Below are 23313 nucleotides of genomic sequence, written 5' to 3'. Positions count from 1 at the left end.
CGCCACTGCGATTGATCATTCTATGTATGGTCCTTGTTGGTCTTATCACCAGCGGCATATTAGGTGCAACCGGACGTATAGGGAAAATATGGACCGCCCAGGCTGCAGCGCAGAACCAATGGTTTGCGCCCTACGTTGACGTTACGGCTACCCCCATATTTACATTTCAAAATCTGGGTTCAACCGAACATAAGGACGCTGTTCTTGCATTTATTGTTTCGGATCGGGCAGACCCTTGCGTACCGTCCTGGGGTGGTGCCTATACAATGGATCACGCCAGTGACGAACTCGATCTTGACCGGCGCATTGCCCGGTTACAACAACAAGGGGGGAGTATTGCCGTTTCTTTCGGCGGCCTGAAAAACAATGAACTGGCAATAGGGTGTTCAGACAATAGCAGACTATTATCGGCGTACCAATCCGTTGTTGACAGATATAATCTGAATACAATAGACCTGGATCTAGAAAATTCCGGACTTACGGATGCTGCTGCTGGCAGCCGTCGTGCAACGGCGATTGCTAAGCTGCAGTCAGATAGACGGGCTGCCGGCAAGCAGCTGGCGGTATGGCTGACGCTGCCTGTCTCGCCCCAAGGCTTGAGTCAGGATGGCACGAAGGCTGTCGCGCAGCTGCTTCAGCATGATGTCGACTTAGCGGGAGTAAATGTGATGACGATGGACTATGGCTCAAGTCTATCCTCGGATCACACGATGCTGTCCGCTTCGGAAAGCGCGTTAATTCAGACGGAACGCCAACTCAAAACTCTTTACCAACAGGCAGGCGTGCAACTAAGTGATACAACCTTATGGTCCAAAATTGGTGCTACGCCCATGATTGGCCAAAACGATTACAGAAACGAAGTTTTTACCTTAAATGATGCACAGGCTCTAAACAAGTTTGCTCTTTCTCGCGGCGTTGGCCGGATGTCCATGTGGTCGGCTAATCGGGATATTATGTGCGGAAGCAATTATGTTGACGTCAGTATGGTATCCGACGCTTGCAGCGGCGTGAAGCAAACGCAATACGGCTTTTCCGAATTACTTGGCATGGGGTTTAAAGGGACCATTTCGATGAGTGCCGGTCTCATCACAACGCCTGATCAATTATCAGCCAGTGAGCAGCAGCCGGATGATCCGGCGACAAGCCCCTATCAGGTATGGTCCCCAATGGGCACATACCTTGCAGGAGATAAAGTCGTCTGGCACCATAATGTCTACGAGGCCAAGTGGTGGACAAAAGATGACGTTCCTGACAATCCGGTTCTTCAGTCATGGGAAACGCCATGGAATCTTATTGGACCGGTATTGCCCGGCGAAAAACCGATTCCTCAGCCTACTGTGCCTAAGGATACCTATCCATCCTGGTCAGACTCGGCTATTTATGAAGCGGGTCAGCGGGTCATGTTCGAGGGATTCGCTTATCAAGCTAAGTGGTGGAATCAAGGCGAAGGCCCCAACTCGGCATCCGATCCGGATAGCTCCCCATGGGCGCGACTCACAGAGGCTCAGATCAATGCGGTATTATCCAAGCTGCAGAAAAAACGGGGGAAAATCAATAAGCTCAGCGAAAAATACATCGCCACGGGGTTATGCGCCCCGGCGATGTATTTTTTATTGCTGCCATCCTATAGAAAAAGTTCACGAATGGGTTTTGGTTTGCCGTACAAATAACCTTGAAACAATTGGAATCCTTTTTGTTTGAGCCATTCCAAATCCTCTATCCGTTCAACTCCTTCTGCCAAAGGAACGGCTTGGATCTCTGTTGCGGCTTGAAGAAATTGCTCCGCTATCTTCTGTTTAGAAGAATCGTTGGAAACCCCTTGCACATATTTTTTATCCAGCTTCATGTAATGAGGCTTAATTTCCCGAAGTACGTCCATGGTACTGAAGCCTGCCCCCACATCATCCAGTGCATAGCTGAATCCCTGCTCCGTGTAATACTGAAGAATGCGTTTTAAATGATTCAAATCCTCTACATATTCGGTTTCCACGACTTCGAACACAAATTTATTGGCATCAATACCTAATTCACGCGATAAAGAAATCGTAGATTGGAGACAATGCTGCGGCGAATAGATCGATGTCGGGATAAAATTAATAAAAACCTTTTTCGGCAAATGAACAGCTTGTCTTACGGCTTGCAAGCGACACATGCGATCCAGCGCGTACAAACAATTACGGAGCTTCGCCGCGGCAAAAACTTCATCCGGCGTTTTTATCGTACCGTCCGCCTGCACGAATCTGGATAATATCTCATGCGCATAGATGCTTCCTTCTGCGTCTACAATCTGTTGCGCCCATGACTCTACTTGATGATCTTTGATAACAGAATCAACCCATTTTGCTCCTGCTACCTTGGTAATTTCACGAAATGGAAGATAACTCCCTTGGTTAGTCGTACAAAAGGTCATTTGATCAACATTCATGTGATCCATGCAAAAATCGTAAAAATCCATTACTCCTGCTTCACGTATGTGGACTTCGTTATTTTGAAGTTGAATGAACCATTCTTTGGTTTGCAAATACTCGTGTATTTGTATTAATGTGCCCTTGTCCCGTGTATCTTTAATAGAGACTTTATAATTTATTTCTGTAGGAGAACAATTGCACTGTTGCATACGATTCGCTCCTCGCCTATATTTCATGAATGATTACTCAGCACGAATACTTGATTTCGACCCGCTTCTTTAGCTTTATATAGTGCTGTATCTGCTCTCTGTAACAATGTTTTTTTATTATAAATGGACCGTTCAGATTCTACTGCTCCTATAGAAACAGTTATTGAAAAATCAACATTGTGGCTCACCTTGATGTGGCAATCCCGAACCTCTTGCAAGATGCGTTCAGATATACCGCGAAGTTCATTAAGGGTTGTCCCAGGAAGAAGGATGACGAATTCGTCTCCTCCTAACCGGGCGCAAACATCCTCCTGCCGCGTTAACTTCGTTATAATTGATGCAAGTTTAAGAATAGCCTCGTCACCGGCATCATGTCCATATGTATCATTGATCTGTTTAAACTCATCAATATCCATACAGATGAGAGAGAGTGGACAGTTGAATCTCTTCGATTGCGCAAGCTCTTCTTGTAAACGAATATTAAAATATCTTCGGTTATATAAGCCGGATAGTGGATCAGTCATCGCAAGTTTATTTAGACGAAGCTCAAGCTCTTTGCGCTCTGTAATGTTAATATGAGAAATAACAGCACCTGAAATTTCTCTATAAGTATCTATAATTGATGTAACCTGCATCAAGAACCATCTCTCGGTACTGGGCGAATGACATGGATATTCATTCATATAGACAGGTTCTTGTCCGGAAAGCACCAGTTTAATTCCATTTAGGATATCAGGTTGTTCCTTGCATGCATTGAAATAATTGGAGCCTACAACATCAACTCTTGGATCACCGTTATTCATCATTGCAAATCGTATCCACGATTCATTGACGAATTGAATAGTCCCATGTAGATCTATAATAGCAATCTGTTCAAATAATGAATTCAGTATTTTGTAGTCTGGATGATATCCTGCCATAACTTAACCTCTTTCTATATCACATTTATCAGCAACCCTCTGTGATAGAAAATTTCCTTTTTGGCTCTACATAAACTTAGTGTCAGATGCACAATCAATATACCAATCTTTTATTTGAATTACCAGAGTTCGTAGGATGCGCCTAAGCTGGATGGATTCAACAATCTTCCGCTAAAATTAAGGTGCAAATGTCCAGGAAATAGGATTATGATGAAAGTAGCTGGAAATAGGGAGGGATCAGGGGAATGAGTCAAAATCATTTGCATTTGGACGCAATTTTGAAAGCGGTTACGGATCGGTTGATTCCAGGGGATGATTGGCAGTCGGCAAGCGATGCCGGTGTCTTAACTTATTTGGAGCGTTATGCCGAGCAAGACGCTGCAGTCTGGGAGAAGGTGATTGAACCCGGGCTCCGTTCCTTGCAAGAGGAAGCAATGAGGCTTCATGGGAAGCCGTTTTCCGAATTGCCTGCCGGTAAGCAAGATCAACTGCTGCAAGAAGCGGAATCTGACGCCTACCGGGACTGGCCTGTTTCGTCGAAGCTATTTTTCGATACGTTATTGAATCTAACTGCTGAAGGTTATTACGGAACTCCGGAAGCTGGAGGGAATAAAGAAGGAAAGTCGTGGGAGATGATAGGCTTTCGTCCCGGCATCGTGGCGGGAGCTACTGCGCCGGCTCCTGAACCCGATTTTCCCCATAAGACGCTCGAGCAGCTGCGGGACCGATATGACGCGGTGGTGATCGGTGCCGGTGCCGGGGGATCGGTAGCCGCGGCTGTTCTGGCCGAGTCAGGCATGCAAGTGCTTGTAGTCGAGCGTGGAAGCTGGCTGAAATACGATCAGGTTGGCAGGGATCACCTGCGGAATCACCGGATTAGCAAATACGGGCATAACACAGGTCCGGATGTGGAAGGCAATCCTCGTACGTTTGCTATGGCGGACGGCAGCGAACGAATAACGCTGCCTATCGATGGCGATTACCATAATAATGCGATGACGGTTGGCGGAGGAACGCGGGTTTACGGGGCGCAGGCGTGGCGTTTTCATACGGAGGATTTCCGTATGGCAAGCCGTTACGGAATACCGGAAGGCAGCTCGCTCTCCGATTGGCCGATCTCTTACGAAGATCTTGAGCCTTATTACCAGCGTGCGGAATGGGAAGTTGGCGTATCCGGCGACGGAAGTGCCCATCCTGGCAGAGGCAAGCGTTATGGTCCTTATCCTATGCCGGCAATGCCTATGACGTTGGAAGCCGAACGGTTAGCCCGTGCTGCCCAAAAGCTGGGCTGGCATTCCGGTGCCGTACCGCTTCTTATAAACTCCGTTGAAAGGGATGGCCGGCAGGCTTGCGGCAGATGCGGTCAATGCGTGGGATTTGCCTGCCCGACAAATAGCAAGAACGGCGGGCATAACACGATGCTGGTAAGAGCGATAGCGACGGGCAATTGCGATCTGATCTGCGATACTTTTGCCGAGTACATAGATACCGATGAAGGAAAACATGCGACCGGAGTCCGTCTCGTGCAGGAATCCAAGGGTTCGGTCCTTCGGCGGCAAATACGGGCGGGGCATGTGATCGTTGCCGCGGGGGCGATTGAAAGCGCTCGGCTCCTGCTTAACTCCGCAAGCGATTCGGAGCCGGACGGAATCGGCAACCGGCATGGCCAAGTCGGAAGAAACCTGCAGGGTCATGTTTATTCAGGTGCTTACGGAATTTTTGACGAGGTGGTTCAAGACGGCCTTGGTCCAGGGGTCAGCATAGCGACGTTCAACACGGAACATAGCAATATGGGGATTATAGGCGGAGGGCTGCTCGCAAACGAGTTTACCCGGCTGCCTCTGATCCATTGGTATCGGGCGCTTTCCCCAAATGCGGCTAGATGGGGGATAAAGGGCAAGGAAACGATGCGCGATACCTTCCTGCGCACGAGCCAAATTCAAGGGCCTATTCAGGAGATCCCTAACCCCGACTCCAGAGTGCGGCTGTCGAAGTCGGTGAAGGACCGTTTTGGCATACCGGTTGCGTTCCTGTCCGGCAGCGTTCATCCCGAGTCCCTCCGGGCTGCGGCTGTGCTGGGAGAGCAGGCGGAGAAGTGGCTATGGGCAGCCGGGGCGCGTGAAGTCTGGCAGACCAAACCGGGTGGAGGGTTAAGCGCAGGACAGCATCAGGCGGGTACATTGCGCATGGGGAACGATCCCGAGACATCCGTCACCGATCCGTCTGGCCGCGTGCACGGTTACGACAATCTGTGGGTGAGCGATGGATCCGTTCACGTGACGAACGGCGGCGTTAATCCGGTGCTGACGATTATGGCTTTGGCCTTCCGCACGGCGGATAACCTGGTGAAACTGAGCTAGTCATTGAGACGAAATTATTTTACAGACATTGTAGAAATTCGCGTTCCGAAATCGACATAAGGATGTAAGTCAAATTTAGTTGATCGATGAGAGGAGCTTGAAACATGCATTTTACGCTGATTTTTTTTGAAAGTACGGAGGATTTCGCCGCTCGTAAGGACCCTGAAAAACAGCAGGAGTATCTGGCAGGCTGGTCGCATTATGTTCATGCCCTGCGTGATTCCGGGGTTGTCGTTACCGGGTTTGGCCTGCATGCGCCAGAGACGGCTGCGACGTTAAAGCGAAATGACGGAACGATTTTTGTCCAGGATGGCCCCTTTACCGAAACGAAGGAACAGCTTGGCGGATTATTCGTCATCAACGTACCGGATTTGGATGCCGCGCTGGAATGGGCGGCCCGCGCACCCGTAAACGCCGTTGAAGTAAGACAAAATCTCCCGGCTATGTGACAGGAACGAGATGGATACTTACCGGACGATTGAAAATACCGTTCGCGACTCTTATGGCCGGATCCTCTCCTATCTAGCCGCTAACTGGCGTGATCTGGAGGCGGTTGAAGACGCGCTTGCGGATGCCCTCGTCACCGCCATGGAATCGTGGCCGAAGAAGGGGATTCCGGACAAACCGGAGGCCTGGCTGCTTATGGTGGCTAGACGGCGCCTTACGGATCGTCTCCGCCGCGAACGCGTTTCCGAAAAAGCTTATACGGCTCTGATCGCCATGTCGGAGGAAGCGGAGCATATGGATACCGCTGCCTTTCCCGATGATCGGCTAAAAATGTTGTTCTTATGCTCGCATCCCGAAATCGATCCGTCGATGCATACGCCGTTAATGCTTCAGCTCGTGCTTGGTATCGATGCCTCCCGCATCGCGTCCGCATTTGTGGTGAAGCCTTCCACAATGGGGCAGCGGCTTACGCGCGCCAAAGCAAAAATCCGAAGCGACCGCCTGACCTTCACTATGCCAGACGTTGAAGAGTTGCCTAAACGCCTGGATGCTGTGCTGGATTCGATCTATGCGGCGTACGGCAGTGGCTGGGATGATCCGGCGGGATTGGATTCGAGGCGCAGAGGGTTAGTGGACGAGGCCATTTATTTGGGAAGACTCCTTGCCGCGTATATGCCTGATGAACCCGAAGCGCAGGGACTTCTTGCCCTTATGCTGCATTGCGAAGCACGGCAACAAGCCCGCCGCAACGATGCGGGGAGTTACATTCCGCTTAGCGGGCAGGATACATCGCGCTGGTCCGTCCCGTTAATAACGGAGGCAGAAAATTGTCTGCATAAAGCCGCTCAATTCGGCCGAATCGGACGATTTCAGCTGATGGCCGCTATTCAGTCCGTTCATGCCCAGCGGGCAAGGACCGGACGTACGGAATGGAAAGAAATCGCCTTGTTATATGAAGGGCTAAGCCAACTGAGCCCAACTCTGGGGATTTTGGTAGGACGCGCGGCTGCTGTTGCGGAGGCATACGGGCCAAGGGAAGGATTGGCTCTTCTTGAGGCGATACCTCAAGCGAATAGGGAAAGTTACCAGCCCTATTGGGCGCTGTTGGCTCATTTGCATAAGGTGACGGAGAATTTCGAGGGAGCCCGAACAGCTTACAGCCGCGCGATTGGACTTTGCGAAGACCGTTCCGTAAAACAGTTCTTGCATCAACGCGCAATGGAGATCTGTTAATCTGCAAACGGTGCACCCTGCCGGTAAGCCCGGGGAGACATGCCGTATCTTTTTTTGAACAGCTTCGAGAAATGAAATTCGTCATAGAAATGCAGGGCGGCGGCAATTTCTTTCACCGATGCTTGGGTTGTCTCGAGCGATGTCTTGGCCGCGGCCAGCTTCAGCTCTTGCATATATTGGTTAGGGGGCATGCCCGTTCTCTCGCGAAAGCGGGTGAAGAAGGCGTTGCGCGATAACCCGCTTTGCTGAACCCATTCCTCGATCGGGAAGGCTTGTCCAATGGTTTGGTGCATGCGGTACAAAATATCGTCTAATTCGGGATGCCTGCCGGAGCGGTCGGCTTGCCTTTCTCTGGCAAACAGCAGAAGAAGCTCTTGCATGGCCAGGTGAGAGTCGTAGGCATAACCGGTAGGCTTCATGATTAGATTGTTAATCAGCCGCTCGTTTATTCGGGCGGCTTCAGCCATTTTGGCGGTGGATACGGGAATGCCTACAGGAAGGTTTAATTCTAAGGCCATGTCCAGCGAATCGAATTCCAGGAAATAGAATTTCCAATTCCCATTGAGACACCGGTATGAGGTGGGAATATCCGGCGGTACGATTATATAGGTTCCGGCACCCAGCTCATGCTGATCGCTTCCCAGCGTGATTATGCCTTTGCCCTCCCAAGTTGCGAATAGGCCTGGGGAGGAAAAACCGGCTGACTTGGAGACTTGATAAGCGTTGTTCGCTTGCACCTTCCATATTAATTGAAATTGACAGGGCGGCGGCAGCGGAATTCCTTCCATCTCGTAGGGGATATTCATAAAGGACATGGCAAGCCCTCCTTTCGAGAATTTAGTACGATTATACATGTTTTTGCAAATGGCCTCCATGGTACAGCTAGGTGGCCGGCGCTACAATGAAGCTAACATCGGATGAAGGAGTGGTTGGTGTATGCTGCTAAGAGTAGGAAGCCGGGAACTAGAGCTTGGAGGACCTCATTTAACGGAACTGAGAGATTCGAATGAGCTATTGCATGATGCTGACGCATTAAGAGAGCGACTTGCGGAGGACGGTTATTTGCTGCTCCGGGATTTCCATAATCGAGAGCAAGTGTTGAAAGCGCGCCATACCGTCCTGGAGAAAATGGATAAGATGGGCAAGCTGGACAGGGATACCCTGCTGGAGGAAGGCGTAATGGCCGACGGCAGCAAAACCATCTTCATGGGGGGGACTAACGAAGATTTGCCGGAATTGCTCAATGTGCTGAATGGCGAGCATATTATGGGCTTCTTTGACGAATTGCTAGGAGAACGGTCGCTTACGTACCATTACAAGTGGCTTCGCGCCGTGGGAAAAGGAGATTTTACCGGTGCGCATTACGATATTGTGTATATGGGGCGAGGTACGCATAACCTCTACACCGTTTGGTCGCCTCTTGGCGACATCGATTATGACATGGGAGGTCTGGCGATTTGCCTGGATTCCCATCACTTTGAGGAGCTGAAGAAGTCTTACGGTTCCAAGGATTCGGACCGCGACCCCGGCATTGGGCACTATACCGATGATCCGCTTGTCATTACGGAGAAATTCGGAGGCAAGTGGGCTACGACCGAGTATCGCGCGGGGGACGTACTGATTTTTGGCATGTTCCTCATGCATTGCTCGTTAGCCAATACGACGAACCAATATCGGCTCAGCGTGGATACGCGGTACCAGTCAAGCTTGGAAAAAGTTGACGAACGGTGGAGCGGCAAGAAGCCGCGAGGCCACTTCAAATAAAAGCACCTGATGAAAACATTCGCCGTGCAGCCAAGGGCTCCGGCGATGTTTTTTTGCTCTGCGCATAAAACAAGGATTTCATAAGTCCCTAAGCGCGGATAGAATCGAGGATCTCGTTAAAGCTGTGCAGGCAGGACAGGTTGAGCGGGTATCGCGCGATCGTGCTGCATTTTCAGAGAAGGCTTCCCGTATTCGATCGGAATCCCTCAACGGAAAAAATCCATGAGATTGAAGGAATACCGATCTATCACAGCGAAGGTCAAGATACGCCTTATCTAACCAAGGCTGCGGAGCATTAATTGCTTAGATGAAAATACATCGCCATGCGTGCAAGACTTTATTCCCTTGCAGCGTTGTACAATCTGTCATTTTGCTGCATGAATTGTCAGGCTCTTGAAACAACCGGATGTTATGCTCCTTATGAAAGGAGGGGTCGACGTGGATTGGCTTCAACGTATGAACCTGGCCATTGATTATATTGAAGACAACTTGGATCATGATATCGACTATGATCAGATCGCCAGGATTGCTTTATGCTCCGTCTATCAATTTCAGCGTATGTTTTCGTTTGTGCTCGACATACCTTTATCCGAATATATAAGGCGCAGACGACTGACTTTAGCAGCTTTTGACCTGCAAGACAAAAAGAATAAAGTGACGGATATAGCCTTGAAGTATGGCTATGAAACGCCGGAATCATTCTCCCGGGCTTTTCAGAATCTGCACGGACTGACTCCGTCCTTAGCGCGGCAGTCAGGAAGCAGGTTAAAAGCCTACCCTCGTCTCTCCTTTCAAATTATTTTAAAGGGAGTTGCCGGAATGAATTATCGGATCGAGGAACGGGAAGCTTTTCAAGTATTTGGACTGGAAGATGTATACGGCATGGATAATATCGCTAACAAAGAAGGGGTAACCATCCCGGAAGTCTGGCAAAACATCTCCATTAATGGCGAGTTTGACAGGCTGCTTCATTCAACTAGCGGAGATTGGCAGGCTGAAGGCCGTTTCGGCAAGGAGCTTGGGGCGGTATTCGCATTCGATTCCTATAGAGTCACAAGCAACACGACATTTCCCTATTTGATCGGGTGCTACAAGTCGGAGAAAAGCAAGACTGATGGCTACGCCATTGTTGACGTTCCGGCATCTACTTGGGCGGTGTTCTCTACCATGCATGACGGTAACGCCAGCGGCATCTATGATTTGCGATCATTAAAAACCCGGATATTTTCCGAGTGGCTCCCAACCTCCAAATATACGATTATTGACGGCGGCAATTTTGAAATGTATTGTACGCATCACGACGGTTACGAGTATTGCGAATTATGGTATCGAATCGAGGAAAAACGATAAGAAATGAAAACGGACGGGCGCTTGGCGAGAACCAGCGTCCGTCCGTTTCTTTTGGAGTTTTATATGGGCGCGAGAATTTTCAAAGGAATTTAATAGGGTGATGGATAAGTAATAACAGGAAGGAACAATACTTCACTAGGAGGCTTATACGATGGGAAGGCAATTGGCATTTCGCAAGGACGGGACTTTTAAAATCATTCAGTTCACGGATATCCACGTGTATGATGGGCTAGGGGAAGCGGATGTCCGCTCGCTAAGTTTAATCAAAAACATGATTGAATCCGAGAAGCCGGATCTGATTGTTTTTACGGGGGACCTCATTTTTGCCGATAATGAGACGGGCGACCTTAGAGGGGGATTCCGGAAAACGATACAAATCGCCGATCAATCCGGTATTCCGTTCGCCGTTATTTACGGCAATCACGATGCGGAGCGAAACGTTAAGAAACCGGAGCTGCAAGAGATTTTATCCGAATTCGGCAATTGCATTAGCGAAGCCGGTCCGGAGGACATTGGCGGCATTGGCAATTATACGGCAACGGTCCGGAGCTCTTCGTCGGGCAGCGATGCCGCCGTTCTTTATTTCATGGATTCGGGCGAATATGCGCATGAGAGCATCGGCGGATATGCTTGGATTCAGCCTAGTCAGGTTCAATGGTACAGAGAACAGTCCCGCCAATTTGCCGAAAAAAATAACGGCGTATTGCCTGGACTAGCATTCCTCCACATCCCTATTCCCGAATTTAATGACGTCTGGGAGTCCGGCAACGCAGAAGGCACAAAAGGCGAGCAAGTATGCTGCTCTAAGGTCAATAGCGGATTGTTCGCCGCTCTATTGGAGCGGGGAGATGTCACGGGGGTATTTGCGGGGCATGATCATAATAATGATTACATTGGCTCGCTTCATGGCATCACGCTTGGATATGGGCGCGCGACCGGCTACAATACCTATGGCGATTTAAAGCGCGGTGCCAGAATCATTACCCTCATTGAGGGGGAGCGCCGGTTTGAAACCTATATTAAAGAGGATGAAGGATTTAATAAATAAAAGGGATACAGAGCACGGGTCAGATGAATCCGTTGCTCTGTATTTTTTTATAGTCAAGGCGGCGTGTCATTACTAGAGAATCCGTCTGGCTCCGGGGATGGAGCGCAGCATAGCAGCCGCCAGAAAGCAGACAACGACGCTAAGAGCGGAAACGATCACCCATTTGATGGCCGGCGGCAAGTCAAAATCATGAAAGAAGACCGTCCACAATACAATGACGGGCGGATGAATCAAATACACGGTATAAGCATGCGCGGACATCCATTTGCTTAAGGCCCCGGCTGTGTGGAAACGACTCTTGAATAATTGCAGCAGCTTAAGGATGATGCCGAAACAAACGAAAGGCTCCCAGAGGGCATAGAGCAAAGCTTGAAAATTCAATCCTCCTTGGAACGTAAAATTCCCATCTAAAGCCCCGGTTAAAATAAAGCCTATAGGCAAAACGGGAATGGCGCAGACGGCAATCCATCCCCATAATTTGACGGTTCGGGAAGGAAGCGCTTGAAGCCAGTTGTGACGATAAGCAAAGGGGGCAACAATAAACAACAATATGTATAATGGAAAATAACCGAATTGGAGCCCGAGAGGCCCCTGACCTGCAGGGTAAACGAAGCGTACAGCGAATGCGATTAAGCCGATACTTACGGCGGTCACAAGCAGGGCTTTGTTCGTAGGAAATGGCCGTTCGGGCGGAGCTTGTGATGCATTCCTGCTAAATAAACGAAAAGCCGTATATAAGACTGTAAAGTAGAGTAATGCTTCAAGGAACCACGTTGGCCCAACGAATAATTGTTTAAAGCTCCATACCTCGGTGCGGTAAAACTCGTTCAACGACATTTTATTGCTTGAGAGAGCAAACCAGGCCGTGCTTGGACCTATCAAAAAACAATAGAGAACAAGCGGTAGGCCCAATCGGAGCAGGCGATCTTTTAAGAATAGGCTTGCTCCTTTTTTATTATAGGACGACGGAATAAAGTAGGAAGATAGAAAGAAAAACAATCCCATAAAGAAGGCCTGACAGATGGCTGTAAAAATAGTCAGCAAAATGGATGTGATCGTCAACTCGCTGGTATCCACGTCAATCAGAATCCATGAGCCCGATGCTCCGTATGCAATTGAGGTATGAAAGACAATTACGAGAATTGTCAAAGCCGTTCGTAGATTATCTAGGTAGTCAAGTCGTTGTTTCAGAAAGAAACCTCCTATGTGTTATTAGATTAATCTTAATATAGAGGAAACAAGTACCACTGACTAGTGCTAAAGTAGGATCCATCGTCAGTCGACAGTCAGTGAATCATCAGTCGACACCTTTCGTGCTAAATATATAATGAGAGATAAGGTATATTTACATAGGTGGTGATTGAGATTCTGTATGTTGCTGCTTTCCTGCTCTCTTTTGTAACGGTACTCGTATTGATTCCTCCGTTCAGCAAGCTTGCGTTCAAGATTGATTTCGTAGATAAACCCCGGAAAGACGTTGAGCGCAAGCTGCACCGCAAGCCGATTCCGCTGACGGCCGGCTATGCGATTTTTATTGGTTTCTTCATCGCTTATTTGGCTGTGGTCCGGGATTTCTCCATGCAGACAGGGGCGATATTTCTAGGCGGCCTGTTGCTGCTGGCGATTGGTACGGTTGACGATTGGTATAAGACAAAAGGGAAGGATTTTCCCGCGCTGCCGAAGCTCATCGTTCAGCTCTCCGCCGCTGTGTTGGTGTACGCCTCGGGTGTTGTGTTTACCGGCTTTGTTAATCCGTTCTCCGGCCATTACGTGGAGCTTCCCGTCCTATTGCAATTTATCTTAACGACGCTTTGGATCTTTGGGGTGACGACGGTCATCAATTTCTCGGATGGCCTGGACGGGCTGGCGGGAGGGCTGTCTGCCATATCGGCGATGACCCTGTTTATCGTAGCGCTCGCAATGGGGCAGTCCAGCTCTGCTAATATGGCCATTATTTTAGTAGGCATAACTTTAGCGTATTTAAGATTCAACAAACCTCCGGCCAAAATATTTATGGGCGATGCAGGGGCGACCTTTCTCGGGTTTATGTTAGCCGTTATTTCGCTCGACGGAGCTTTCAAGCAAGCAACGGCACTCTCTATTTTTATCCCGATCCTTGCTTTAGGGGTTCCGATCTTCGATAATCTGTACGTGATGCTCAAACGCTTCCTGCAAGGAAAGGCGATTTACCAGGCAGATGCGAGCCAGGCCCACTACCGCCTGCTGCGGGCGGGGCTTAATCATAAACAGGCACTTATGGTATTGTGTTTAATGGGTACATGCCTTGGCTTGTCCTCTATTATTCTTATGTTGGTAGAAATATAAAGGTTACGGTCGGAGCCCTGTTCGTGGGTTCCGGCCTTTTTGTTGGTATGTGTGTTTTTGTGGTATTCTAGAAGGAATAGTAATGTGGTGACCATGCAGTCCGCATTAATGGGGGAGTATCCATGCTTATACATGACCGGCATCAACAAATCATACAGCTGCTTCATGAATTTCAATCCATCAAGACGGCAGATTTAATCGCGCGATTCGGCGTTTCGTTCGAGACGATCCGAAGAGATATGGAGTATCTGGAGCAGGAGGGTTTCTTGAAAAGAGTTCATGGAGGCGCGACCTTGCCTCCGGCGGACTACCGGAAAGAGCTTCCCTTCACCGTGCGGGAGATGAAGAGGCATCCCGAGAAACGGGAGCTTTCCCAGACTGCTCTTCGTTTTGTCGAAGAGGGGCAATCCTTATTCCTGGACGTGAGCACCACGAATACGGAATTCGCCAAGGCATTGGCCGCCCATTTCGAACGGTTAACGATATTGACCAATTCCTTTCCGATCGCTTCGATCCTTATGGCTAAACCCCAGTTCACGATTATTTTTGTCGGCGGGGTCGTACGTAATTCGGAACAATGCGCGGTGGGCGATTTTGCCGAGTCGTTTGTTTCCCAGTTCCATGCGGACCTGTTCTTCATGAGCGTGAGCGGCATCTCTTTGACCGAAGGGCTGACGGATTACGGGATAAGCGAAATTCAATTAAAAAAGAGGATGCTGGAGCGGACTCGGCGGGTCATTGTGCTTGCGGACAGCAGCAAGTTTGATGTCGTATCGCTCACGCCGGTATGCGGACTGGATAAGATCGAGCGCATTATTACGGACTCCGGGCTAAGCCCCGATATCCTTAAGCGATACAAGGAAGCCGGGATACCCGTTGAATGCAAATAGAGGATTAGATGCAAGAAAGAACCTTCCCCGAAGGTTCTTTTTTTATTCATTGACAGGGTGAAAGGCTCATGCTAACATTTGCGTAAAGTTGTATTTATGTGTGTTTATGTGTGTTGTTTGGGTGCATATTGCATTTGTGAGGAGGGTTAGTCATTTCTCTTGCCGTACTGCTTGTATTGGGATCCGGAGTGGCGCATGCCATCTGGAATTTGCTCACGAAGAAGAGCGGGAATAAGCAATTGTTTTTGTTCTTGATCTATATACCTGCTACCCTGTTGCTTCTGCCGAAATTTATCGCGGAGATCATCTCTAATCAAGTACCGTGGTCCGGTTATGTCCTATTGGTTCTGTCTCTGCTCATTCAGGCAGGGTACGCTTTTTTCTTGTCCCGCACCTTAACCTTAGGCGACTTGTCCCAGGTCTACCCGATGATGAGAGGGATAGCAACCTTCCTGCTCCCTCTTTGCGGGGTTATTTTCCTAAACGAGCGGCTGTCAGGCTGGGGGTGGCTGGGTCTTGGATTAATTGCTCTAGGGTTCTTCCTGTTGAGCGGGTTTTATCGGAGGAAGCAGCGGTTCCAAGCTTCGGGGAAAGTATTGTCGTCTATTGTAGCCGTAGGCTTCTGCACAATGGCTTATGTCATGGTGGACAAAGTGAATCTGCGGCATTTTTCGCCGGTTGTGCTGTTAGAGATATCGAATATCGGATTTATGTTGGGGCTTGTTCCGTTTATCCGCTTCCGGGAAGTAGGCTGGGTAAGGGAGTTGAGGGATAACGGCAAGCTGCTTGCTGCAGGATCCATTTTGTCTCCAGGTTCTTACCTGCTATTCTTGTTCGCGATGAGCTTGTCGCAGCTGACTTATGTAGCACCGCTTAGGGAGATCGGTACCGTCTTTGGAACCTTTATGGGCGTGTGGCTGCTGAAGGAAGGAAAAGGCGCCTTGCGATTAGCATCCGCCAGTATTATTTTCGCCGGCATTCTGCTTATTGGGATATTGGGAGTATAGGCGTCGGTCATTTATGACGAGAAGGAAGAGGGGTTGAAAATGGGAAAGGAACAGAGCAAAGGGAAGGCGCGGCTGCAATTCCAGGTTATTACCGATACGCATGTGCGAACGGATCCCGGTCATACGCATAATTGCAATTTGGCGCGGGCACTCGCGGATATTAAACGGGAGGCGCCTGACAGCGACGGTATTATGCATGCAGGCGATATTACCGATCACGGGCATGCGGAAGAGTATGCGGAGTTTCGTAGAATATGGCGGGGACACGAAGAAGGACTGCCAGTTGCTTATTTCGCTTCCGGCAACCATGATGTCGGCGGGGGAGAATGGCCGGCGCGCCTTGGCGCTTATCTGGATGCCATGGAGATGAGCGGACCGTATCACGATCATTGGGTGAAGGGGTATTCTTTTATTTTCCTCGGTACCGAGCAGGGGTTGGACCTGTTCTCGTTCCTGTCGGAGACGCAGCTGTCCTGGCTGGATGGCAAATTAGCGGAGAGCAAGAGTCTTAATCGCCCTGCCTTCGTGTTTCTGCATCAGCCGCTTAAGAATACGGTCGCGGGCTCCTACGAGTCGCAGAAGTGGTACGGCGTCACCCAAGATGAACAGCTCAAGGAAGTACTGTCCAGGCACAGGCATGCTGTTCTGTTTACCGGTCATACGCATTGGGAGCTGGAAGCGCCGCATACCCTGTTTGACGATGAGCGATTGCCACGCATGTTTAACGCGGCATCCGTTGCCTACCTCTGGACGGATGAAGACGAGCATAAGGACGGAAGCCAGGGGCTGTTCGTCGAGGTATACGAGGATCGCATCGTAGTCAGAGGGCGGGATTTTGCCGCAGGCCAGTGGCTGGAGAAGGTCCGGTATGAGTGGGAGATTCCGGAGTGACCGATTATAGTCGTGAAAAAAGGGTATATCGCCGTAGATGCGATTACCCTTTTTTTATTTATTGCACCTCGAATGCAACCGACAGTGTTGTGCCGTAATTCGTAAGATCAGCTCCGACGCTTTTGACAATACGGTAAGTTCCGGGTTGAAGATTGTCCGGAAGCTTGATGTTTTGCGAGTAGCTGCCAACCGTAATTGGTGCGTAGCCCTCGAGTGTCATATAAGTAACCGCTTTTTTGTTAAGGACCTTCCAGTTATCTCCCTTTTTTATTTCCAAGTCGTACATTCTTCCGTGATGGGTTAAGTTCGTCGGTCCGTGGTTCGTAATCTTTAACTGGAGTTCATCCCCGGCTGTGTAAACGGCCTTGTCCGTTGACATCTCCGCATGTATGACCTTGCCAGGGATATAGTAAATCTGCACAATTGAATCCGACACGGAACCATCCTTTTCGACGAGCTCTGTAAGCAAGGAATAAAGCGAATCCGGTTTCTCGGGCATAACAACTTCCGCGCGAAAAGGGAACTTATGCACGATATCCTCGTCACTCCTAGGATCTGCCGATAACGTCTGCACATTTGGCGGAAGAGTGTGGATGGGACGGAGCTCCGCATCAACCTCGGTTAACGTTGTCCGGATTGTTTTATCCGTAGGAAAATGCTGGAAGTACAGCCCTTGGTCTTGGTTGGGTGCTGTCTGAAACGCATAAGTAATCTCTTGTGAATTTTTCGGAAACTGATCCGGTAAAAGCGCTTGGAGTTTAGTTCCCGACTGAAATGGATGTCCGATACTCTCGTATACGTCACGAGTAGGCCATTTCAATTCATAGTCTCCTGAGGAAGATTTTTTGAGATGTTGCGAAATACCGTCCGCCATTGTTTCTTTTGATGAAGTAAACGGCTTTCGATCATCATTATTACTTGAATTGCATCCGGTGATAAATAGAGTAATCAAGAGAGTTGCAAATATCTTTCTCATTTCGGTCAGCTCGCAGTCTAGTTGTAGTTAATCCTTAGACGCGGAACGGGGATAAAAGTTTCTTTGAAGCTTGGAAGCTGTGACAGGTTGCGGACAAGCTGTCACAGCTTTTAATTAACCCAAGAAAGCGATCGAACGTTTTACCTTTTTTGCAAATTCAATGGGATTATCAACGGATTCCCAGTGAATGTACATGAGCCGCGGGTTTTCAAACAACCAGTGATTATGAACCGCTGTAACTTTTATCCCGTTCTTGCGAAGATTGGACAGCAAGCGATTGACCTGGTTTTGGAAAAGCGCCGTTTCTCCCAGACAGAGTGCGCGTCCTGAGCTGTCCAGTGACTCAAACGAGAACAATTGATAACGGACTAGAGGAGACGTTGTGCGTCTTCCCAAGATAGCGGCGTTTATTTTCCTGTTTCTTGAAACGAAACAAACCGGCCCTTTCGTAATTTCATGCTCTGTACCGCCTAAAATGGACGAAAATCGGTTGCAAATTTTTATAAACTCAGGACTTGCCTTTACAGGTTGCGCCATTTACAGATCATCCTTTCATGATTAAAAATATGAAACTGCTCAAACATTAGCCGAGGAATGCGATAGATGCCTTGGTTTTTTTGGCAAACTCTACAGGATTCATAACAGCTTCCCAGTGCATATACATGAGACGAGGGTTCTCCTTAAGCCAGTGATTATGAAGCGCGGTCACTTTTATTCCGCGTTTACGAAGATTCGACATCAATCGATTAACCTGACTTTGATGCACGGCAGTTTCGCCTAAACAAAGCGCGCGTCCGGATGCATCGAGAGACTCGAACGAGAACATTTGCATTTGAACCAAAGGCGAGCGGGTTCTTCTACCCAAAATGGTCTCTTTTAAGTTCGTCATCCGCGTGACAAAACAAACCGGACCAGCATCGACCTCCGATTCACCTCCCAGGATTTTTCCGAATTGGTTGCACAGCTTTGCGAATTGCGGACTTACTTTTACTTTTTGCGCCATATTAATCCTCCTTTTCTCACTTGCTGGGATAATTTATGATGAATCTAGCAAAAGGAGTTGTGTGGATTTACTAGATTTAAGAAAATGTCCTTTTGGCGTTCCTAGCCATTCCCTTATAACTGCAAAACGTCCTCCGTTAACATTTGCGGAGCTTGCAGCAAAGAAGATTTTCGATAGCGAGAAGCACTTGATCTATGAATCTAGACCAAAGGCGAGAAACTCTCCCTGCCAAGGTCTGGTTGAATATTGAATTGTTTCCAATAAAATAAAGGGGGCAATTGGGATTGCCATGAAATCCAAGGGGGAGCAATTGCGTGTGGAGACGGATTCGGATAATCGCGTTGTATTTTCTTGTCTTGCTTCTATTTCTCGCAGGCGTTGGGTCTGTTTATCAGCGGTACGGCTCAGCACAGGATAAGAAGTCTTATAAGCCGGCCGGCACGATGTACGAAGTCGCGGGACATAAGATGCATCTGTACGTTGGAGGGCAGGGGGACACTACTGTCGTGTTTGCTTCCGGCTGGGGAACCTCGAGTCCGTACGCCGACTTCTCTCCTTTGTATAAAGGGCTTGAGCCGCATGTCAAAGTTGCCGTATATGATCGGTTCGGCTACGGTTTTAGCGACACGACAGGCAGGAAGAGGGATATCGATACGATTACGGACGAGATTCACGAGCTATTGCTTGCGGCGAACCTGAAGCCGCCCTATGTATTTGTAGGCCATTCACTAGGCTCGCTTGAAACCATTCGGTATGCGCAGCGTTATCCGGAAGAAGTGAAGGGGATTCTACTCATCGAAGGCGGAAGTCAGGAATATTACGCTGCCCGAGACGGGTATACCATCGTTTCGCACGGTTATCGGGTGCTTCGGGACATAGGCGTATTGCGGACACTTTATCACGTGAAGGGCTTCTCTGAACGGGTGAACGATCAGAGCAATGGACTGCGCTTGCTGCCGGACGATTTGAAGGCGTTGAGCAACAAAGCAGCGTTACTCAAGCTAGGGAACAGGGACATGACGGACGAGATCCGTCAAAGCCGCGCTAACGCGATGACTATTCTCGCAGGCAAGAAACCGCTGGACGTCCCAATGACTGTTTTGACGGCAGACTATTTCGGCAAGCTTGGCAGCGATAAAGATTGGAAGAACAGCGAAGCCGCGCTGCCCTCTTGGTCCCGGTACGGCAAACAAATGATCGTTCCGAATAGCTCCCATTACATTCACAGCTACCAGCCCGACATTGTGGTGAGAGAATTGCTGGAGCTGTCCGGGCTCCAAAGCGCTCGATAATTTTTAACGAGCACTATAAAAGGGTCAGGAGTGCGCACATGTCGGTACGCATTCCTGGCCCTTATTCTTGCGAGTCTACAAAGGTGGCTATAGATTAGCAGCCCACGTCGTTGTCATTCTTTACGGAAACCGTTCCAAACAATTGTCTGATCGGCCGAAAATCGTGAAGATGCACGAGCCGTTCCCGAACGATCGTGTAGAATCAGCAAAAGTTGTTGATGACATTGATCTTCAACTCCTTGAATGGTTTATGGCTTTTAGTTTCTTGCTATTCTCGTGCCCGGCTGTCTTTTTACGGCCTAGTTTATTTGTTCCAATAACCCCGGCAATGATCAGCACCGAGCCGATCAGATGATAAATCGTTACCTCTTCCCCAAGAAACACCGCGCCGGCCGTCATCGACACGACGGTAGAGAGATTGGCAAACACGCTCATTCTCGACGCCTCCATCCTGGACAGAATGTAATTGGAGGTTAGTGCCGTTAACAGGGAGGATACGATGCCCAGGAAGATAAGCGATGCCATAAAGGTTCCGCTCGCCAGAGGCGCGAATATATGGGGGAGGGTACCGGCTGAAGCATGGCTGGTGAATGCCGTAACCGCAAAAAAGACAAAGCCGATGCCCATCATCAAATAAGTGATTTCCGCCGGGCTGAACTGCCTGGACAACGAACGGGCCAGTACGGTATAGCCGGCAAAAGCAAAGCAGGTCAAGAGTAGCAGCGAAATGCCAAGCAGATTGGACAGATCAATGCTGCTGCCTTTCATGACAAAGATAAACACCACCCCAAACACCGACAGGAAGATCGACAGCTTCTGCAGAACGGTTGTGGTTTCTTTTAGAAACAGAGAGGCAATAATCATCGTAACGACCGGCGTGAACGCATATAGGATGCCGCCTTCCGCCGAGCTGGCATGCTGCAGTCCGTAGGCCTGAAGCGTGAAGAAGCCCAGCGGGTACATGGATGCCAGCAGCAATACTTTGCGTAGCGGCTTGCCGCGGTAGGAAAGCTTAATCCAGCCGAACGCTACAGGGATGGACATCACCAGGAACGACGAGGTAAAACGAAAAGCCAGCGTATCGAGCGGACTGGCGTAATCCAGCGCCGTCTTGGCAAACAAAAAAGATAATCCGATAATAACCGCGTTAAGCACGGCGAGAAAATAGGGGAGCCTCATTTCCTTGTTGCTCATGTTGCATCATCCTCTCAGAGCTTACGGCATCGTGTTCGCGAACGTCTGTAACCGTTGATTTGAAGATACGGGATTTTGGTTACCCAAACAACGCCGTTTTACCCTAACTGTATCGATACAGTTGGGCTGGAGCGCATGGAGGCCATGATGAAAAAATACTATTTGATCCTATCCGATATGGAAGAGAAAATCCGGCAGGGGAAATACCGTCCCGGTCAAAAGCTGCCCTCCGTCCGCAGTGCAGCGGGAGCTTACGGATGCAGCATCAGCACCATTACGAGAGCTTACGCGGAGCTGGAAAAACGCCACGTTATTTATTCGGTGCCGCAAAGCGGGTACTACGTCGTTGTGAAGCCCGGCGATTGGCGGGACGAGCGGGACAGCAGCATGATCTATTTCGGGACGGTCCTGCCGGACCTGGATGCCTTTCCTTATTTGGATTTCCAGCATTGTCTCAACAAAGCGATTGATATTTACAAGTACGACCTGTTTACCTATGGCGACCCGCTGGGACTGGAATCTTTCCGTCACACGCTGGTTTCGCATTTAGCCAATGACCAGGTCTTCACGAAAGTCGAGAGGATCTTCGTCACCTCCGGTGCGCAGCAGGCGCTGGAGATATTGGCGAAGATGCCGTTCCCAAACGGCAGGGAAGCGGTGCTCGTGGAGCAGCCCAGCTATGACCGGTATTTGCGGTTTCTGGAGACCGAGAACATTCCGGTGCATGGCATCGCCCGAACGGCTGCCGGCATCGATCTTCAGGAGCTGGAGCGTTGGTTCAAGAGCGGCAGCATCAAATTTTTTTATACGATGTCGAGGTATCACAATCCGCTGGGCACTTCTTATAACGCCGAGGAGCGAAGAGCTATCGCCAAGCTGGCCGGCAAATACGACGTTTACATCCTGGAGGACGATTACATGGCCGACCTCGGGGCAGAACGGCAATCTGACCCAATTTACGCTTCCGATGGGGGCGAGTATGTCATTTACGTAAAAAGCTTCTCCAAGATTATCTTCCCTGGCCTAAGGTTAGGCGCAATCGTCTTGCCGGAACGGCTGCTTAAAACCTTTTATGCCTATAAAATATACCCTGATACCTCGCTGCTCTCCCAGGCGGCGCTTGAAGTGTACATCAAGAATGGCATGTATGAACGGCATAAGCACAAGATAGCGGGATTGTACGCGGCACGAATGATGGCCTTGAACGAATCGGTGAAGCGGCATAACGAGCCGGGTTTAATGGAGGTGCCGGATATCCGTTCCGGGATTTATACGCATTTCAAGCTGAAGCAAACGTTAAACGTAGAACAGCTAATGAAGCGTCTTGAGGAGAGGAACGTCAGCGTTGTGTCCGGCAAGGGGTTCTACCTGTCCAACTATCTGGATAAGGAGAAGTTCCTTCGGATTAGCATTTCCCAGACCGGACCCGAGCAGATTGAGGAAGGAGTTAGAATAATTACGGAAGAGGTGCGTAAGGGAAGCCGGTGAGCGTGGAGGGATGTTGCTTAAGGGAATGGCAGAGTCGGTTCCTGCGTTCTGCCCCGGGTAATGAATTCGGACGGCGACAGGCCGACATGCTTCTTGAACATCCGAAAAAAATACGACGGATCGTAGTAGCCCAAGTATTGAGCGATATCCGCAACGGTCATGCCGGAGTGGAGCAGCAGACGGCAGGCTCATGCAGGCGCAGTTGATGCATATAGCGGATGGGGGATTGGCCGAATACCTCTTTGAACAGAGCGGTGGTGTAATTCGGCGAACGATGAATAAGCTCCCCAAGCTGCTCGATTTCCACATGCTCGCGGTAATGGCCAAGCAAATACTGCTTCACCAGCTGCGCGTAAAACAACTTGGCGGGAGTTACCTCCGGCTTCTCCAGCTCTCTTGCAAGCAGGCCGATAAGCTCCTGCGTTAGTCCGAGGCCAATATAGGAGCGAAAGCTGCGGCCGCCCCTCACGAATTAGAGGGAAAGTTGTAAAGCTAAAGAGACCAGCCC

At 49.4% G+C, this 23313-nt stretch carries 24 protein-coding genes; 14 read left to right on the top strand and 10 right to left on the bottom strand.

Annotated elements, in window-relative coordinates; genetic code table 11:
- Positions 1-266: 266 nt before the first annotated feature.
- Positions 267-1670 (top strand): chitinase, encoded by a 1404-nt coding sequence (locus tag WFK81_RS26850; RefSeq protein ID WP_336790021.1) that lies wholly within the window; start codon positions 267-269, stop codon positions 1668-1670.
- Here the strand turns inward: WFK81_RS26850 and WFK81_RS26845 are convergent.
- Positions 1625-2617 (bottom strand): EAL domain-containing protein, encoded by a 993-nt coding sequence (locus tag WFK81_RS26845; RefSeq protein WP_336790019.1) that lies wholly within the window; start codon positions 2615-2617, stop codon positions 1625-1627. The two genes, WFK81_RS26850 and WFK81_RS26845, sit on opposite strands and share 46 nt — an antisense overlap.
- 23 nt (positions 2618-2640) lie before the next feature.
- Entirely contained in the window at positions 2641-3537 is an 897-nt protein-coding gene (locus WFK81_RS26840; protein WP_336790018.1) for a sensor domain-containing diguanylate cyclase, read from the bottom strand.
- A 245-nt stretch (positions 3538-3782) separates the two neighbouring features.
- Here WFK81_RS26840 and WFK81_RS26835 point away from each other — a divergent pair, with 245 nt between their 5' ends.
- The 3 genes from WFK81_RS26835 (at position 3783) to WFK81_RS26825 (ending at position 7577) form a co-directional block, all read left to right on the top strand.
- Positions 3783-5897: a GMC family oxidoreductase gene (locus tag WFK81_RS26835; protein WP_336790016.1), complete on the top strand. Its 2115-nt coding sequence runs from the start codon at positions 3783-3785 to the stop codon at positions 5895-5897.
- Positions 5898-6001: 104 nt separating this feature from the next.
- Positions 6002-6346, top strand: coding sequence for a YciI family protein (locus WFK81_RS26830; protein ID WP_336790014.1), 345 nt, complete (start codon positions 6002-6004; stop codon positions 6344-6346).
- Positions 6347-6356: 10 nt separating this feature from the next.
- A complete protein-coding gene (locus WFK81_RS26825; RefSeq protein ID WP_336790012.1) occupies positions 6357-7577 on the top strand; it encodes an RNA polymerase sigma factor in 1221 nt (406 codons plus the stop codon).
- Here WFK81_RS26825 and WFK81_RS26820 read toward each other — a convergent pair.
- Positions 7574-8392, bottom strand: a complete 819-nt coding sequence (locus WFK81_RS26820; RefSeq protein ID WP_336790010.1) for an AraC family transcriptional regulator — start codon at positions 8390-8392, stop codon at positions 7574-7576. The genes WFK81_RS26825 and WFK81_RS26820 overlap by 4 nt on opposite strands.
- Before the next feature lie 121 nt (positions 8393-8513).
- Between WFK81_RS26820 and WFK81_RS26815 the strand changes: the two genes are divergently transcribed.
- The 4 genes from WFK81_RS26815 to WFK81_RS26800 all read left to right on the top strand — a co-directional run bounded on the left by WFK81_RS26815 (position 8514) and on the right by WFK81_RS26800 (position 11739).
- Positions 8514-9341, top strand: coding sequence for a phytanoyl-CoA dioxygenase family protein (locus WFK81_RS26815; RefSeq protein ID WP_336790008.1), 828 nt, complete (start codon positions 8514-8516; stop codon positions 9339-9341).
- 140 nt (positions 9342-9481) lie between these two features.
- A complete protein-coding gene (locus WFK81_RS26810; RefSeq protein WP_336790007.1) occupies positions 9482-9640 on the top strand; it encodes a hypothetical protein in 159 nt (52 codons plus the stop codon).
- 139 nt (positions 9641-9779) lie between these two features.
- Positions 9780-10691: an AraC family transcriptional regulator gene (locus WFK81_RS26805; RefSeq protein ID WP_336790005.1), complete on the top strand. Its 912-nt coding sequence runs from the start codon at positions 9780-9782 to the stop codon at positions 10689-10691.
- A gap of 151 nt (positions 10692-10842) precedes the next feature.
- The gene (locus tag WFK81_RS26800; protein ID WP_336790003.1) at positions 10843-11739 is read left to right on the top strand and encodes a metallophosphoesterase family protein; all 897 of its coding nucleotides are present in this window, start codon (positions 10843-10845) and stop codon (positions 11737-11739) included.
- A 72-nt stretch (positions 11740-11811) separates the two neighbouring features.
- Here the strand turns inward: WFK81_RS26800 and WFK81_RS26795 are convergent, their stop codons facing one another.
- Complete coding sequence (locus WFK81_RS26795; protein ID WP_336790067.1) at positions 11812-12930, bottom strand: acyltransferase family protein; 1119 nt, start codon at positions 12928-12930, stop codon at positions 11812-11814.
- 165 nt (positions 12931-13095) lie between these two features.
- Here WFK81_RS26795 and WFK81_RS26790 point away from each other — a divergent pair, with 165 nt between their 5' ends.
- The 4 genes from WFK81_RS26790 to WFK81_RS26775 all read left to right on the top strand — a co-directional run bounded on the left by WFK81_RS26790 (position 13096) and on the right by WFK81_RS26775 (position 16852).
- Complete coding sequence (locus WFK81_RS26790) at positions 13096-14064, top strand: MraY family glycosyltransferase (RefSeq protein WP_336790066.1); 969 nt, start codon at positions 13096-13098, stop codon at positions 14062-14064.
- 122 nt (positions 14065-14186) lie between these two features.
- Positions 14187-14954: a DeoR/GlpR family DNA-binding transcription regulator gene (locus tag WFK81_RS26785; RefSeq protein ID WP_336790001.1), complete on the top strand. Its 768-nt coding sequence runs from the start codon at positions 14187-14189 to the stop codon at positions 14952-14954.
- Positions 14955-15130: 176 nt separating this feature from the next.
- Complete coding sequence (locus WFK81_RS26780) at positions 15131-15961, top strand: DMT family transporter (RefSeq protein ID WP_336789999.1); 831 nt, start codon at positions 15131-15133, stop codon at positions 15959-15961.
- A gap of 39 nt (positions 15962-16000) precedes the next feature.
- The gene (locus tag WFK81_RS26775) at positions 16001-16852 is read left to right on the top strand and encodes a metallophosphoesterase family protein (protein ID WP_336789997.1); all 852 of its coding nucleotides are present in this window, start codon (positions 16001-16003) and stop codon (positions 16850-16852) included.
- A gap of 58 nt (positions 16853-16910) precedes the next feature.
- On the opposite strand, the gene WFK81_RS26770 is transcribed toward WFK81_RS26775, so the two are convergent.
- The 3 genes from WFK81_RS26770 to WFK81_RS26760 all read right to left on the bottom strand — a co-directional run bounded on the left by WFK81_RS26770 (position 16911) and on the right by WFK81_RS26760 (position 18831).
- Positions 16911-17672 (bottom strand): immunoglobulin-like domain-containing protein, encoded by a 762-nt coding sequence (locus WFK81_RS26770; protein ID WP_336789995.1) that lies wholly within the window; start codon positions 17670-17672, stop codon positions 16911-16913.
- A 270-nt stretch (positions 17673-17942) separates the two neighbouring features.
- Positions 17943-18365, bottom strand: a complete 423-nt coding sequence (locus tag WFK81_RS26765) for a DUF1259 domain-containing protein (RefSeq protein WP_336789993.1) — start codon at positions 18363-18365, stop codon at positions 17943-17945.
- A 46-nt stretch (positions 18366-18411) separates the two neighbouring features.
- Positions 18412-18831 carry a DUF1259 domain-containing protein gene (locus tag WFK81_RS26760; RefSeq protein ID WP_336789991.1) on the bottom strand — a complete coding sequence of 140 codons (420 nt, stop codon included), beginning with the start codon at positions 18829-18831 and terminating at the stop codon, positions 18412-18414.
- Positions 18832-19145: 314 nt separating this feature from the next.
- Here WFK81_RS26760 and WFK81_RS26755 point away from each other — a divergent pair, with 314 nt between their 5' ends.
- The gene (locus tag WFK81_RS26755; protein WP_336789989.1) at positions 19146-20123 is read left to right on the top strand and encodes an alpha/beta fold hydrolase; all 978 of its coding nucleotides are present in this window, start codon (positions 19146-19148) and stop codon (positions 20121-20123) included.
- A gap of 231 nt (positions 20124-20354) precedes the next feature.
- Here WFK81_RS26755 and WFK81_RS26750 read toward each other — a convergent pair whose 3' ends face one another.
- Entirely contained in the window at positions 20355-21317 is a 963-nt protein-coding gene (locus WFK81_RS26750; protein WP_336789987.1) for a DMT family transporter, read from the bottom strand.
- A 147-nt stretch (positions 21318-21464) separates the two neighbouring features.
- Between WFK81_RS26750 and WFK81_RS26745 the strand changes: the two genes are divergently transcribed.
- On the top strand, positions 21465-22805 hold the full coding sequence (locus WFK81_RS26745) for an aminotransferase-like domain-containing protein (RefSeq protein ID WP_336789985.1): 1341 nt from the start codon (positions 21465-21467) through the stop codon (positions 22803-22805).
- Positions 22806-22822: 17 nt separating this feature from the next.
- On the opposite strand, the gene WFK81_RS26740 is transcribed toward WFK81_RS26745, so the two are convergent.
- Both WFK81_RS26740 and WFK81_RS26735 read right to left on the bottom strand, forming a co-directional pair.
- Complete coding sequence (locus tag WFK81_RS26740) at positions 22823-22966, bottom strand: helix-turn-helix domain-containing protein (protein ID WP_336789984.1); 144 nt, start codon at positions 22964-22966, stop codon at positions 22823-22825.
- Positions 22963-23274 carry an AraC family transcriptional regulator gene (locus WFK81_RS26735; RefSeq protein ID WP_336789982.1) on the bottom strand — a complete coding sequence of 104 codons (312 nt, stop codon included), beginning with the start codon at positions 23272-23274 and terminating at the stop codon, positions 22963-22965. Before WFK81_RS26735 ends, WFK81_RS26740 begins: the two co-directional genes overlap by 4 nt.
- Between the last annotated feature and the right edge of the window lie 39 nt (positions 23275-23313).

The sequence above is a fragment of the Paenibacillus sp. MMO-177 genome (assembly GCF_037147795.1).
Classification (GTDB): domain Bacteria; phylum Bacillota; class Bacilli; order Paenibacillales; family Paenibacillaceae; genus Pristimantibacillus.
Note: the sequence above shows the minus strand (reverse complement) of the source record. Positions and strands in the feature narration are given on the sequence as shown.

Excerpts from the sequence above, each read along its gene's own strand:
- WFK81_RS26850 (WP_336790021.1), top strand. The coding sequence starts at position 267 with ATGGATCACGCCAGTGACGAACTCGATCTTGACCGGCGCATTGCCCGG.
- WFK81_RS26845 (WP_336790019.1), bottom strand. The coding sequence starts at position 2,617 with ATGCAACAGTGCAATTGTTCTCCTACAGAAATAAATTATAAAGTCTCT.
- WFK81_RS26840 (WP_336790018.1), bottom strand. The coding sequence starts at position 3,537 with ATGGCAGGATATCATCCAGACTACAAAATACTGAATTCATTATTTGAA.
- WFK81_RS26835 (WP_336790016.1), top strand. The coding sequence starts at position 3,783 with ATGAGTCAAAATCATTTGCATTTGGACGCAATTTTGAAAGCGGTTACG.
- WFK81_RS26830 (WP_336790014.1), top strand. The coding sequence starts at position 6,002 with ATGCATTTTACGCTGATTTTTTTTGAAAGTACGGAGGATTTCGCCGCT.
- WFK81_RS26825 (WP_336790012.1), top strand. The coding sequence starts at position 6,357 with ATGGATACTTACCGGACGATTGAAAATACCGTTCGCGACTCTTATGGC.
- WFK81_RS26820 (WP_336790010.1), bottom strand. The coding sequence starts at position 8,392 with ATGTCCTTTATGAATATCCCCTACGAGATGGAAGGAATTCCGCTGCCG.
- WFK81_RS26815 (WP_336790008.1), top strand. The coding sequence starts at position 8,514 with ATGCTGCTAAGAGTAGGAAGCCGGGAACTAGAGCTTGGAGGACCTCAT.
- WFK81_RS26800 (WP_336790003.1), top strand. The coding sequence starts at position 10,843 with ATGGGAAGGCAATTGGCATTTCGCAAGGACGGGACTTTTAAAATCATT.
- WFK81_RS26785 (WP_336790001.1), top strand. The coding sequence starts at position 14,187 with ATGCTTATACATGACCGGCATCAACAAATCATACAGCTGCTTCATGAA.
- WFK81_RS26775 (WP_336789997.1), top strand. The coding sequence starts at position 16,001 with ATGGGAAAGGAACAGAGCAAAGGGAAGGCGCGGCTGCAATTCCAGGTT.
- WFK81_RS26765 (WP_336789993.1), bottom strand. The coding sequence starts at position 18,365 with ATGGCGCAACCTGTAAAGGCAAGTCCTGAGTTTATAAAAATTTGCAAC.
- WFK81_RS26760 (WP_336789991.1), bottom strand. The coding sequence starts at position 18,831 with ATGGCGCAAAAAGTAAAAGTAAGTCCGCAATTCGCAAAGCTGTGCAAC.
- WFK81_RS26750 (WP_336789987.1), bottom strand. The coding sequence starts at position 21,317 with ATGAGCAACAAGGAAATGAGGCTCCCCTATTTTCTCGCCGTGCTTAAC.
- WFK81_RS26745 (WP_336789985.1), top strand. The coding sequence starts at position 21,465 with ATGAAAAAATACTATTTGATCCTATCCGATATGGAAGAGAAAATCCGG.
- WFK81_RS26740 (WP_336789984.1), bottom strand. The coding sequence starts at position 22,966 with ATGACCGTTGCGGATATCGCTCAATACTTGGGCTACTACGATCCGTCG.